This window comes from Pseudomonas sp. PvP027, assembly GCF_017833005.1.
Classification (GTDB): domain Bacteria; phylum Pseudomonadota; class Gammaproteobacteria; order Pseudomonadales; family Pseudomonadaceae; genus Aquipseudomonas; species Aquipseudomonas congelans.
This window is the reverse complement of the sequence record NZ_JAFIBK010000001.1, coordinates 4,022,514-4,035,298: the sequence shown is the minus strand read 5'-3', so window position 1 is coordinate 4,035,298 and position 12,785 is coordinate 4,022,514. Positions and strand designations below refer to the sequence as shown.

Annotated in this window: 14 protein-coding genes; 10 read left to right on the top strand and 4 right to left on the bottom strand. The window is 60.7% G+C overall.

What is annotated here, in order from left to right:
- The first annotated feature begins 19 nt into the window (after positions 1 to 19).
- The 8 genes from urtE (at position 20) to JOE33_RS17380 (ending at position 6,902) form a co-directional block, all read left to right on the top strand.
- Positions 20 to 718: an urea ABC transporter ATP-binding subunit UrtE gene (gene urtE, locus JOE33_RS17415; protein WP_010436573.1), complete on the top strand. Its 699-nt coding sequence runs from the start codon at positions 20 to 22 to the stop codon at positions 716 to 718.
- A gap of 48 nt (positions 719 to 766) precedes the next feature.
- Positions 767 to 1,612, top strand: a complete 846-nt coding sequence (locus tag JOE33_RS17410) for an urease accessory protein UreD (protein WP_010436570.1) — start codon at positions 767 to 769, stop codon at positions 1,610 to 1,612.
- 79 nt (positions 1,613 to 1,691) lie between these two features.
- Positions 1,692 to 1,994 carry an urease subunit gamma gene (gene ureA / locus JOE33_RS17405; RefSeq protein ID WP_003317023.1) on the top strand — a complete coding sequence of 101 codons (303 nt, stop codon included), beginning with the start codon at positions 1,692 to 1,694 and terminating at the stop codon, positions 1,992 to 1,994.
- A gap of 10 nt (positions 1,995 to 2,004) precedes the next feature.
- Positions 2,005 to 2,547 (top strand): GNAT family N-acetyltransferase, encoded by a 543-nt coding sequence (locus JOE33_RS17400; RefSeq protein ID WP_187624891.1) that lies wholly within the window; start codon positions 2,005 to 2,007, stop codon positions 2,545 to 2,547.
- A gap of 10 nt (positions 2,548 to 2,557) precedes the next feature.
- On the top strand, positions 2,558 to 3,091 hold the full coding sequence (locus JOE33_RS17395) for a GNAT family N-acetyltransferase (RefSeq protein ID WP_010436555.1): 534 nt from the start codon (positions 2,558 to 2,560) through the stop codon (positions 3,089 to 3,091).
- Positions 3,088 to 3,396 carry an urease subunit beta gene (locus JOE33_RS17390; protein WP_002555403.1) on the top strand — a complete coding sequence of 103 codons (309 nt, stop codon included), beginning with the start codon at positions 3,088 to 3,090 and terminating at the stop codon, positions 3,394 to 3,396. Before JOE33_RS17395 ends, JOE33_RS17390 begins: the two co-directional genes overlap by 4 nt.
- Before the next feature lie 264 nt (positions 3,397 to 3,660).
- Positions 3,661 to 5,361, top strand: coding sequence for an urease subunit alpha (gene ureC, locus JOE33_RS17385; protein ID WP_003368889.1), 1,701 nt, complete (start codon positions 3,661 to 3,663; stop codon positions 5,359 to 5,361).
- 410 nt (positions 5,362 to 5,771) lie between these two features.
- Positions 5,772 to 6,902, top strand: coding sequence for a HAMP domain-containing sensor histidine kinase (locus tag JOE33_RS17380; protein WP_122694747.1), 1,131 nt, complete (start codon positions 5,772 to 5,774; stop codon positions 6,900 to 6,902).
- A gap of 76 nt (positions 6,903 to 6,978) precedes the next feature.
- Here JOE33_RS17380 and cbpA read toward each other — a convergent pair whose 3' ends face one another.
- Positions 6,979 to 7,923: a curved DNA-binding protein gene (gene cbpA / locus JOE33_RS17375; RefSeq protein WP_122694997.1), complete on the bottom strand. Its 945-nt coding sequence runs from the start codon at positions 7,921 to 7,923 to the stop codon at positions 6,979 to 6,981.
- 327 nt (positions 7,924 to 8,250) lie between these two features.
- On the opposite strand from cbpA, the gene JOE33_RS17370 reads away from it, so the two are divergent.
- Positions 8,251 to 9,516: an Hsp70 family protein gene (locus JOE33_RS17370; protein WP_187624890.1), complete on the top strand. Its 1,266-nt coding sequence runs from the start codon at positions 8,251 to 8,253 to the stop codon at positions 9,514 to 9,516.
- Between the two features lie 348 nt (positions 9,517 to 9,864).
- On the opposite strand, the gene JOE33_RS17365 is transcribed toward JOE33_RS17370, so the two are convergent.
- Both JOE33_RS17365 and JOE33_RS17360 read right to left on the bottom strand, forming a co-directional pair.
- The gene (locus tag JOE33_RS17365; protein ID WP_003368896.1) at positions 9,865 to 10,875 is read right to left on the bottom strand and encodes an AI-2E family transporter; all 1,011 of its coding nucleotides are present in this window, start codon (positions 10,873 to 10,875) and stop codon (positions 9,865 to 9,867) included.
- 188 nt (positions 10,876 to 11,063) lie between these two features.
- Entirely contained in the window at positions 11,064 to 11,354 is a 291-nt protein-coding gene (locus JOE33_RS17360) for a PsiF family protein (RefSeq protein WP_096139350.1), read from the bottom strand.
- A 152-nt stretch (positions 11,355 to 11,506) separates the two neighbouring features.
- On the opposite strand from JOE33_RS17360, the gene JOE33_RS17355 reads away from it, so the two are divergent.
- Positions 11,507 to 12,388 (top strand): DMT family transporter, encoded by an 882-nt coding sequence (locus JOE33_RS17355; RefSeq protein ID WP_096126235.1) that lies wholly within the window; start codon positions 11,507 to 11,509, stop codon positions 12,386 to 12,388.
- Here JOE33_RS17355 and JOE33_RS17350 read toward each other — a convergent pair.
- Entirely contained in the window at positions 12,385 to 12,618 is a 234-nt protein-coding gene (locus JOE33_RS17350; RefSeq protein ID WP_010436529.1) for a hypothetical protein, read from the bottom strand. The genes JOE33_RS17355 and JOE33_RS17350 overlap by 4 nt on opposite strands.
- Positions 12,619 to 12,785: the final 167 nt, after the last annotated feature.

Below are 12,785 nucleotides of genomic sequence, written 5' to 3'. Positions count from 1 at the left end.
ACAGACGAGAACAGCAACCATGCTCCAGGTCGAAAAGCTTCATCAGTATTACGGTGGCAGCCACATTCTTCGCGGTCTGTCGTTTGATGTGAAGGTCGGTGAAGTCACCTGCCTGCTGGGCCGCAACGGCGTGGGCAAGACCACGCTCTTGCGCGTGCTGATGGGCCTGCTGCCATCGAAGGAAGGTTCGGTGCAGTGGGAGGGCAAGACCATCACCCAGTTAAAGACGCATCAACGGGTACATGCCGGGATTGCTTACGTGCCGCAGGGTCGGGAAATATTCGGCCGGCTGACGGTCGAGGAAAATCTGCTCATGGGCCTGTCCCGCTTTCCGGGCTCCGAGGCCAAGGAAGTACCGGCCTTCATCTACGAGTTGTTCCCGGTGCTGCTGCAAATGAAGCACCGTCGCGGCGGCGATCTGTCCGGTGGTCAGCAGCAACAACTGGCCATAGGCCGGGCACTGGCGAGCCGTCCACGCCTGCTGATTCTCGACGAGCCCACCGAAGGTATTCAGCCCTCGGTGATCAAGGAAATCGGCGCAGTCATCAAAAAGCTCGCCGAGCGGGGCGACATGGCGATTCTGCTGGTCGAACAGTTCTACGACTTTGCCGCGGAACTGGCCGACCAGTACCTGGTGATGTCGCGAGGCGAGATCGTCCAGCAGGGCCGTGGCGAGAACATGGAGAGCGACGGCGTTCGAGGTCTGGTGACCATTTGATGCGTCAATCCGTTATCGTGCAGCACTCGACAAGCCAATGAAGACATCATGAACCTGCCTGCCAACACCGCCCTCTTCACCCCCAGCTGGCACGCCGAGCTGGAATTGGGTTACGGCCGTTTCGATGACAGCACACGCCCGACACTGCGGCGCCACAAAGGACCGCTGCGGGTGCAAAAGCATCTGTACGCCGAAGGCCCGGAGGTGTGCCAGCACATCATCGTTCATCCACCGGGCGGCATCGCCGGGGGTGACCGGCTGGATATCTCGGCCACCGTCGGAGCCAATGCCTGGGCACAGTTGACCAGCCCCGGCGCGGCCAAATGGTATCGCGCCGCCAGCCCGGCCTTTCAGCAACTGGAACTGCACGTCCAGCCCGGTGCGACACTGGAATGGCTGCCGCAGGAAACCATCGTCTTCAGCAATGCCCAGGCAGAACTGAGCACGCGCATAGAGCTGCATGGTGATGCGAAGCTGTGCTACTGGGACGTAGTGGCGCTGGGCCGCCCGGCCAGTGGCGAGCGGTTCGAGCACGGGCATTTTCAATCGCATCTGGATATCCGTCGCGACGGCACATTGCTCTGGCATGAGCGACAACGCATTATCGGTGGCGACGGGCTGCTCGACTCGCCCATTGGCTTGGACGGGAGAACAGTGTTCGCCACCCTGCTGATGACCGGCGATGTAGGCAGCGAGCTACTCGAGGCCTGCCGTTCGCTGTCGATGCCCAACCCGGTACGTGGCGACCTGACTCAATTGCCCGGTCTGCTGGTCGCTCGCTGTCTGGCAGACGAAGCGTTGCACGCCCGGGCCTGGCTGATCGCGCTGTGGCAACGACTGCGCCCGGTATTGCTGGGCAAGGAAGCCGTCACGCCGAGGATCTGGAATACATGATGGCTGGACGCACGACATGCGCGGCGGCATTCCCGGCTCAAGCGCGGGAAAGACATCTACCTGAACAAACGGAAGCCACATGGACCTGACACCACGCGAAAAAGACAAGCTGCTGATCTTCACCGCCGGACTGGTCGCCGAACGGCGTCTGGCGCGCGGCGTGAAGCTCAATTACCCGGAAGCCATGGCCTACATCTCTGCGGCGCTGCTCGAAGGTGCGCGTGACGGACAGACCGTCGCCGAGCTCATGCACTACGGCACGACCCTGCTGAGCCGCGATCAGGTCATGGAAGGCATCGCGGAAATGATCCCGGAGATCCAGGTGGAAGCGACCTTTCCGGACGGCACCAAACTCGTCACCGTGCATCAGCCGATTGCCTGAAGGAGTGATCATGCAGGACGTGATTCGCGATGCCGGGCCGGACGACCTGCCGGGCATTCTGGACATCTACAACAATGCAGTGCTGAACACCACGGCTATCTGGAACGAGCAGCCGGTTGATCTGGCCAACCGCCAGGCCTGGTACGCAGCTCGCCAGAGTCAGGGTTATCCGATTCTGGTCGCGGTCGACAGCGCAGGCGAAGTGCTCGGCTATTCGTCGTTTGGCGACTGGCGGCCGTTCGAAGGCTTTCGCCATACGGTCGAGCATTCGGTCTACGTGCGCGCCGACCAGCGCGGCAAACGCCTGGGCCCGCGCCTGATGGCCGCCTTGATCGAGCGCGCCCGCGACTGTGAAAAGCACATGATGGTCGCGGCCATCGAAAGCGGTAACGCTGCCTCCATCGCCCTGCATGACCGCCTGGGTTTCAAGACCACCGGGCAAATGCCGCAGGTCGGCACCAAGTTCGGCCGCTGGCTGGACCTGACGTTCATGCAGCTCGACCTGTCGCCCGGTGCTCAGCCACCGGCTTCGCAAACCCCCTCCGCCCTTTAGAGAGCACGCCATGAACCCAGCACAGCTGCGTCGCGTCACCGCCGAAAGCTTCGCACACTACCGCCAGGGTCTGGCGCAACTGCTGTTCGATACGGTTCATGATGGCGCGTCGGTCGGTTTCATGGCCGACCTCGACATGGCGCAGGCCTACGGCTGGTGCGACGGGCTCAGAGTCGACGTCGCCGCTGGCACTCTGCTGCTGTGGGTGGTGGTCGAGAACGAGAACGTCCTGGCCAGTGCGCAACTGTCGCTGTGCCAGAAGCCCAATGGCCTGAACCGCGCCGAAGTGCAGAAACTGATGGTGCTGCCTGCGGCTCGCGGGCGTGGCCTGGGCAGGCAATTGATGGAGGCCGTGGAGCTGGCGGCCGTGAAACTCAAGCGTGGGCTGCTGCATCTGGACACCGAAGCAGGTTCGACGGCTGAAGCCTTCTACAGCGCGCTGGCCTACCACCGTGTCGGTGAGCTGCCGGATTATTGCGCCACACCGGACGGTCGCTATCGGCCGACCGCCATTTATTTCAAAACCTTGGGGCAACCGACATGATCCCTGGTCAATACCAGATCCAGCCCGGCGACATCGAACTCAACGCCGGACGCCGCACCCTCAGCCTGACCGTCGCCAACAGCGGCGACCGGCCGATTCAGGTGGGTTCGCATTTCCACTTTTTCGAAACCAACGACGCGCTGACCTTCGACCGCGCTGCCAGCCGGGGCATGCGCCTGAACATTCCGGCCGGCACCGCCGTGCGCTTCGAACCGGGCCAGTCCCGCGAAGTCGAGCTGGTGGACCTGGCCGGCTTGCGCAAGGTTTACGGGTTTGCCGGTCGGGTAATGGGCGATCTGGATTGAAGGCTTTTTGAAGATCGTTCCTACGCTCCGCGCTCAGAGTTATACACGCGTCTGCTTTTGATTCTGGCCAGAGGCCGTAGGAGCGAGCTTGCTCGCGAAGAGGCCGGTACAGCCTCCAGAAACAGGGCGTTCGGACTACGATGGGCACCCTGCACGAGGATCAAAAGCTTTGACGACTAACGACTTGCAGCTCGCCTCTGGTCGCTTTGAAAAACTTACAGTTTGCGGCCTGCAGCTTGCCGCTCTGAATCCGAGGTACGAGAGATGAAGATAAGCCGACAAGCCTACGCAGACATGTTCGGCCCCACCGTCGGCGACAAGGTTCGCCTGGCCGATACCGAGCTATGGATCGAGGTCGAGAAGGACTTCACCACCTATGGCGAAGAAGTGAAGTTCGGCGGCGGCAAGGTCATTCGTGACGGCATGGGCCAGGGCCAGCTGCTGGCCGCTGACGTGGTCGACACGCTGATCACCAATGCCCTGATCATCGATCACTGGGGCATCGTTAAGGCAGACGTCGGCATCAAGAACGGGCGTATCGCGGCCATTGGCAAGGCGGGCAACCCGGATATCCAGCCGGACGTGACCATCGCAGTCGGCGCAGCCACCGAGGTCATCGCCGGCGAAGGCATGATCCTCACCGCCGGCGGCGTCGACACGCACATCCACTTCATCTGCCCACAGCAGATCGAAGAGGCCCTGATGAGCGGCGTGACGACGATGATCGGCGGCGGCACCGGTCCGGCCACGGGCACCAACGCCACCACAGTCACACCCGGCCCGTGGCACATGGCGCGCATGCTCCAGGCCTCGGACTCGTTCCCGATGAACATCGGTTTCACCGGCAAGGGCAACGTCAGCCTGCCCGGCCCGCTGATCGAGCAGGTCAAGGCAGGCGCCATCGGTCTGAAGTTGCACGAAGACTGGGGCACCACGCCTGCGGCCATCGACAACTGCCTGAGCGTTGCCGACGAATACGACGTGCAGGTCGCGATCCACACCGATACGCTCAATGAGTCAGGTTTTGTCGAGACCACCCTGGCCGCGTTCAAGAACCGCACGATTCACACTTATCACACCGAAGGTGCCGGTGGCGGTCATGCGCCGGACATCATCAAGGCCTGTGGTTCGCCGAACGTGCTGCCGAGTTCGACCAACCCGACACGTCCGTTCACCCGCAACACCATCGACGAGCACCTGGACATGCTCATGGTCTGCCATCACCTGGACCCGAGCATCGCCGAAGACGTGGCCTTCGCGGAAAGCCGCATCCGCCGCGAGACCATCGCCGCCGAAGATATCCTTCACGACCTGGGCGCCTTTTCCATGCTCAGTTCCGACAGCCAGGCCATGGGGCGGGTCGGCGAAGTGATCATGCGCACCTGGCAAACCGCCGACAAGATGAAGAAACAGCGCGGCCCACTGCCGCAGGATGGCCCGGGCAACGACAACTTCCGCGCCAAGCGTTACATCGCCAAATACACCATCAACCCGGCGATCACCCACGGCATCAGCCATGAAGTGGGCTCGATCGAAGTCGGCAAGTGGGCGGATCTGGTGCTGTGGCGGCCAGCGTTCTTTGGCGTCAAACCGACCCTGATCCTCAAGGGTGGGGCCATCGCTGCCAGCCTGATGGGCGACGCCAACGCTTCGATCCCGACCCCGCAACCGGTTCATTACCGTCCGATGTTCGCCAGCTACGGCAGCTCGCTGCACGCCACCAGCCTGACGTTCATCAGCCAGGCGGCGTTCGACGCAGGTGTACCGGAGTCACTGGGCCTGAAGAAGCAGATCGGCGTCGTCAAAGGCTGCCGCACCGTGCAGAAGAAAGACCTGATCCACAACGATTACCTGCCGGACATCGAAGTCGACCCGCAGACCTATCAGGTCAAGGCCGACGGGGTGTTGCTGTGGTGCGAGCCTGCGGATGTGCTGCCGATGGCGCAGCGGTACTTTCTGTTTTGAAGCCACACAAAGGGCTTTCGGTTTGCGAAGGCCCTTGGGTGTTTCAGCAGCGAGATTGCCGATAGCCCGGCCTGGAGCAGGCGTAGTCCGTTTCCAGCCCCTCGAAAATCGTATCCATTCTGGCGCTGGCATTTCCTCTCCCTGCTTATCAACCTTTCCTTCAGTCTAGAATTCCACCACCACAAGCCTGTGGTGGCCGGCCTCCAGCACCTCTTTGGGGACGGCTGACTCGGTCACGGTCATGACACTGGTGTTCAGGACTCCCATTCAATTGATCGCCAATCGAGCACAGGCCCCCAAAAAACGGCGTCTAATGACAAAAATGACAGTAAACGCCCTGTTTGTCGCGTCATGCAAAGGAGGTAATATGCGCCCATTCTTTCGTCACGCTCCTCCAAAGGTAACCGGCCATGCGCCTTTCCGAATTCATCGTTATTCATGTGGATCGCATTGTCGATGAATGGGAAGAGTTCGCCAGAACCCTGAAACCTGCGGCAGAAACGATGACCAAGGCCGAGTTGCGGGATCATGCCAAGTCGATCCTGCTCGCCGCTGCACGGGACATGAAGACCGCGCAGAGCAAAAGCGAGGAGATTGCCAAGGCCAGAGGCGAGGAGCTGAACAAGACGCCAAGCCTGGACGAAGCAGCCAGCAGCCACGGCGAGTTGCGCCATGAGGTCGGCTTTGATCTGGTGCAGATGACGTCCGAGTTTCGCCATCTGCGCGCCAGCGTCATCCGCCTCTGGGTAGAAAGCCTGGCGGCGCCGCAACTGGCCGATTTTCAGGACGTGATTCGCTTCAACGAAGCCATCGACGAGGCGCTTGCCGAGTCCACCGCTGCCTATGCGGAGCGGGTTGGCCGCTCACGGGATATCTTTCTCGCCATTCTCGGTCACGACCTGCGCGCGCCGCTGCAGGCCGTCAGCATGTCCACCGAGTTGCTGTCACGCAAAATACCGCTGGACGACAAGACCCAGTCCTATGTTTCACGTATCCAGACCAGCACCCGTCACATGGGCTCGATGGTCAGCGATCTGCTGGAGTTCGTGCGCAGTCGTCTGGGCGCCGGGCTGCCGGTGGAGCGCAAATACATGGACCTGGCCAGCGCCTGCCGAGAGGCCATCGAGGAGGCCTGCGCCGGGCGACCGGACTCTGTTCCGGTGCTGAACATCGAAGGCAACACAAAGGGTCACTGGGACGCCGGGCGGATCAGCCAGATGTTACAGAACCTGATCGGCAACGCCCTGCAGCATGGCGCGGCCAGTCACGAGATAACGGTGACTGTCACAGGTGCCGAGAAAGCCGTGATATTGGTGGTCCACAACGAAGGCAAACCGATTGCCGAAGACGCTATCGGAACGATCTTCGATCCGCTGGTGCGCAGCACCGAGGAAAACAGCGAAACACGCGGCACGTCGACCAGCCTGGGTCTTGGCCTGTTCATCGTCAAGGAAGTGGTCAACGCCCACGGCGGCAGCATCACTGTGACCTCGACCGTTGGCGAGGGCACGACCTTCAATGTGGTGCTGCCGAAAAACTGACCGGGGCTGATTGCCTGCTGATGCGGGAGGCCGCATCAGCTCAGGCAGAAAAGACAGAACCGGAAGACTACGCCGCTCAGCCCTTCCATTGCGCGCGAGGGTCGAACGACGAACTGTCTGCCAGTTTCTGCCAGAGCGCCCTGGCGGCCTCGTCTGTGTGCTTGGGCACGACGACTTTCAACTGCGCGTAAAGATCGCCGCGTTCGCCACTCTTGTTCATCAAGCCATTACCCTTGATCCGCAGACGCTGCCCGTTCTGACTGTCCGGGCGGATGGTCAGGTTGATCCTGCTGGTCAGCGTCGGCACAGCGACCTTGGTGCCCAGCACGGCTTCCCAGGGCGCCAGTGGAACGGTGATGACCAGATCATGGCCTTCGACCTCGAACAGCGGGTGCGGGGCCAGGCGAATGATCAGGTACAGATCGCCATTGGCACCGCCGCCCACACCCGGCGCGCCCTGCCCCTTGAGACGAATGCGTTCGCCATCGACGACGCCCGCCGGAATCTTCACGTTCAGCGTCTTGGTGATATCGCTCATGCGCTGCCCGTTGGGGCTGTGCTGCGGCACCTTGAAGCTGACCTGTTTGGATTCCCCCGAGAGGGTCTCTTCGAGGAACACCGCCAGTTCCATCTCCACGTCCTGCCCGGTACGCCCAGGATTGCGGGTGCGCCCGCCCTGCTGCGGCCGGCCACCGAAAATGGAGCTGAAAAACTCCGAGAAGTCTGCCGTTTCCTCGAACCCGCCCGCTCCGGCGCCGGCACGGCTTTGCCAGCCCGGCGGGGTCTGGAACGGACGGCCCTGACGACCGTATTTGCGCAGTTCGTCATACTCGGCGCGCTTTTCAGGGCTGCTGAGTACCTCATACGCTTCGGACGCTTCCTTGAACTTGTCTTCGGCGCCTGCTTCCTTGCTGACGTCCGGGTGATACTTGCGCGCGAGTTTGCGATAGGCGGTCTTGATCGCCTTGTCGTCCGCAGTCGGCTCTACGTCAAGTATCTTGTAGTAGTCTTTGAAATCCATGTAACGATCACCCATCCGAATTATCCGGCAAAGCCAGATACGCTGGCGTCACGCGCCCAGCTCCCTCTGTCACGAGGCATCTGGATTACCTAACGTCGAAAAATATACAGATAGACCAGCTGCCTTTGCCGGCGGGTCGATAGCTCGACAACATAATGTCCGACAACAGGGTCTACCGAGAATCCCTTCAAGATTGGGGGTAACGGGCCTCAGTTCAAGCCTTGGCCGCAAATACAGCCAGGTAAATATAAGCGACGTGTCGCGCTACGCAATTTGCCCGCGCTGACATAAACTGCGCGGCCGTTTTTTGACTGGAACGTAAAAGACATGAATGACCAATCCCCGGCCCGTGCCTGCGGTATCGATTTCGGCACGTCCAACTCCACTGTCGGCTGGCAACGACCCGGCATGGAATCGTTGATCGCGCTGGAGGACGACAAGATTACCCTGCCTTCGGTGGTGTTCTTCAACATGGAAGAACGCCGCCCGGTGTATGGCCGCCTGGCGCTTCACGAGTATCTGGAAGGCTACGAAGGCCGCCTGATGCGCTCGCTCAAGAGCCTGCTGGGCTCCAAGCTGATCAAACATGACACCAGCGTGCTGGGCACGGCGATGCCTTTCAAGGATTTGCTGGCCCTGTTTATCGGCGAACTGAAAAAGCGAGCGGAGCAAACGGCCGGACGCGAATTCGAGCAAGTCGTCCTGGGCCGTCCGGTGCATTTTGTCGATGACGACGCCCAGGCCGATCAGGAAGCCGAAGACACGCTGGCTGAGGTGGCCCGCAAGATCGGCTTCAAGGACGTGTCGTTCCAGTTCGAGCCTATCGCTGCGGCCTTCGATTACGAGTCCACCATTCAGGACGAGGAACTGGTACTGATTGTCGACATTGGCGGTGGTACTTCGGACTTCTCGCTGGTGCGCCTGTCGCCCGAGCGACGCCAGCACGATGATCGCCAGCAGGACATCCTCGCCACCGGTGGCGTACACATCGGCGGGACCGACTTCGACAAGCAGTTGAGCCTGCAAGGCGTGATGCCGCTGTTCGGTTATGGCAGCCGCATGAAAAGCGGTGCGTACATGCCGACCAGCCACCACATGAACCTGGCGACCTGGCACACCATCAACGCGGTGTACTCGCAAAAGTCGCAACTGGCCCTGGGCAGCATGCGCTACGACATCGAAGACACCGGCGGCATCGATCGCCTGTTCAAGCTGATCGAACAGCGCGCCGGGCATTGGCTGGCCATGGAAGTGGAAGAAACCAAGATCCAGCTGACCCAAGCCGACAGCCGTCACCTGCTCATGGATCGAGTGGAAGCCGGACTGAGCGTGGATCTGAGCCGGGTGATGTTCGAAGCAGCCATCGACGCCCAGCTTGAGCGGGTGCGCAACAGCGTTACGAATTTGCTGAACGATGCGGGAGTGAGTGTCGAACAGGTCAGCACGGTGTTCTTCACCGGCGGCTCAAGCGGCATCCCTGCCCTGCGCAACAGCGTCTCAAACATGCTGCCCAAGGCGCGCCACGTCGAAGGCAACATCTTCGGCAGCATCGGCAGCGGCCTGGCCATCGAAGCGAAGAAGCGTTACGGCTAGTCATGTGACGCGGAGCGGTGGCACGATAGTTATAGAGCTATCGTTCCTCACGCTCCAGCGTGGGAATGCCGTTCGTGACGCTCTGCGTCACAGATTCCGGCAGCACCGCAGACTCAAGAGCGGACGCAGAACGTCCGGAACTGCATGCCAACGCGGAGCGCTGGCACGATAATCAGGTGTCTATCGTTCCGCACGCTCCGGCGTGGGAATGCCTTTCGTGACGCTCCGCGTCACAGATTCCTGCCGCACCGCAGACTCAAGAGCGGACGCAGAGCGTCCGGAACTGCATGCCAACGCGGAGCGCTGGCACGATAGGCGTTCTTTCGGACGCCTATCTACGCAAGCGCCCTAGACCAACCCTTCCTTCTGCAACTCGCTCTTCAGGTACGCGTAGTAAATCGGCCCTGCGACTACGCCCGGCAGGCCGAATGCGGCTTCGAACAGCAGCATTGCCAACAGCAACTCCCATGACTTGGCATTGATCTGCCCGCCCACGATGCGCGCATTGAGGAAGTACTCGACCTTGTGGATCACGATCAGGTAGCCCAGCGCAGCCAGCGCGACCCAGATCGAGATGGACATGCCGACGATGAAGATCAATGTGTTGGACATCAGGTTACCCACCACCGGCAACAGGCCAAGCAGGAAGGTCATGATGATCAGGGTCTTGGTCAGCGGCAGGTGGATCCCGCACAGCGGCAGCACGATGGCCAGGAACACCGAGGTAAATGCCGTGTTGAGCAGGGAAATCTTGATCTGGGCGAAAACAATGTTGCGAAACGCCCGGCTGACCAGGTACAGACGATCAAACAGTGCGGCAGCCAGCGGCTTGCGTGCATGCACGTCGGAGATACGCTGCAAGGCAATGATCGCGCCCAGCACCATGCCGATCAGCATGGTGACGAACATGTGCGCGGCGCCCTTGCCGATCAATTGCAACTCACCCACATGCTTCTGCAGCCACTGCCCGAGCGAAACCTGAAACTCCGCGGCACTGGCAGGCAGATAGGCATCGATGAACGGTGGCAACTGACCACGCGCGCGGTCGACCAGGGTCATGAACTTGTCGAGCGAGGCGCCCGGGTTTTCGGCTTCGTGCAGCACAAAACTGATGGCCCCGGCAAAAATCAGCGTCAGCAGGCTGACCACCAGCGTGCCCAGCAACGCCACAGCCAGCCAGCGAGCCCGTTCGCCGGAGATCAGACGTTGCAGCTTGGGGGTCAACATGTTGACCAGTTCGAAGACCAACAGTCCGGCCAACAGGCTGGGCAACAACTTGAATGGCAACACCAATAACAGACCGCCAAATACAAGAATCCAGCTGGCTATTAACACCTGACGCGCAGAAAACGTTGGCATAGACCCTCAACGGGCAACACAAGGAAGGTGGGCAGTCTGCCAGCCTTCTCAGTCCAGAACCAGTGATCCGAAAGCCGGAAAAAACAAGCCGCAATCATCTGCCCGATGATCGGCTCAAGAACAGCGCGAAAGTGCAGTGTTTACTGCACCCGCGCCCCTTGCCTGCAGCAACGATGCCGACTGAAAAATTATTTCTTCTTGAGACAATCACTCATGAAACTCTTGCGCGCGTCCCCTTTGAGCGCCTGAGTGCTGGCGGTCGCGTTGCAGGTTTTCATCTTCTCCTGCTGGGTGGCCGCCGGCGGCGGTACCGCTTTCAGGCAAGTGCTCATGAACGTCTTGCGCTCATCGCCCTTCAGCGACTTCGCGCTGGCGTCGGCATTGCAGGTGGTCATTTTGTTCTGCTGCGCGGTCGCAGCAAAACCCTGGGCAGACAACATCAAGCCAAACAGCAACACAGGAATACCGAGCTTCTTCATCGATCCACTCTCCAGATCCGCTGCGCCGGGCGGCACAGGCTGAGACTCAGTGTAGTCAGCGTCTGCGGTCTATGACGGAACACAGAGCATCGCCGCTGGCATTCTCGACAAACAGGCGGATAATTACGCCTCGCTTTAACGATGATCCCCTCATGCAATACGCTTTCCCGCTGATTACCGTCCTTATCTGGGCGATCAACACAGCCGTCACCAAGGCGTCTGCCGGGGTGATCTTTCCGGCTGAAATAGGCTTTTATCGCTGGGCGCTGGCCGGTTTGCTGTTCACACCGTTCATGCTCGGACCTGTGTGGGCGAACCGCGCGGCGATCAAACCGGTACTCGGCAAGATTTTCATTCTGGCCCTGCTTGGCACCGCGCTGTATCAGAGCCTGGCGTATTTCGCGGCCAGCCTGACAACCGCCACCAACATGGGGATCATTCAGTCGATGGTGCCGATGATGGCGCTGGGGCTATCGATAGCCTGCCTCGGCACTCGCCTGACCTCCGGTGCGCTGCTCGGGGCGGTGCTGTCATTTGCAGGGGTGATCGTGGTGGTCTCGGCGGGCAATCCGGCCGGCCTGATCGAGCAGGGTGTCAATCGAGGCGATGCGATGGTGCTGGTGGCAGCCGCATCGTATGCGGTCTACAGCACGCTGCTGAAGAAGTGGCAGTTGCGTTTGCCGCCCCTGCAGTTGCTTTACGTACAGATCCTGCTGGCGATTATCGTATTGCTGCCGCCGTTCATGCTGTCGGCGAAAACCGGCCTGAATACAAGCAACATCCCGATGGTGCTGTATGCAGCAATTCCGACGTCGATGCTCGCGCCGTGGTTGTGGATGACCTCGATCATGCGCCTGGGCCCCAGCCGCACAACACTGTTCTTCAACCTGATGCCCATCGCCACGGCATTGATTGCCGCGGCGACACTGGGCGAGCAACTGGCGCTCTATCACCTGTTCGGCGGAGCGCTGACGCTGTGCGGCGTCATCCTCGCGGAGCGCTGGACGACGCCGCTGCGGTCCAGGGCGGATTAGGCAGTCGCGCTGCCTTCGCTGCCCTCCAGGCTGTGAATCGACACATCGGTGATACCGGCGGCAAGAGGCAGCCCGGTTTCACCCATTGGAAGCTCGTCCAGTTCTACGTGATGCTTGAGCGCCAGCTCGTGCACCACTTCGATGATGGGCACGTCAAGATTCTCGATAACGTCTACGTGGTGCTCGCCGAGCAGGGTGTACTCGATCTCATACAGTTCTTTATCGCTCATCGCATCTTCCTGGCCGTCACTGAGGAGCGGCTGATTAACGAACTACGGTCCGACAACCGATGACCGAGCCCAAGGCTGAGCAAAACGCTCAACCATGCCATCAGATTGACCTCGGCCTTTCGGGAACGTGCGAGGAATATTCAGGGCGCTTTTCATGCCCGATCGTC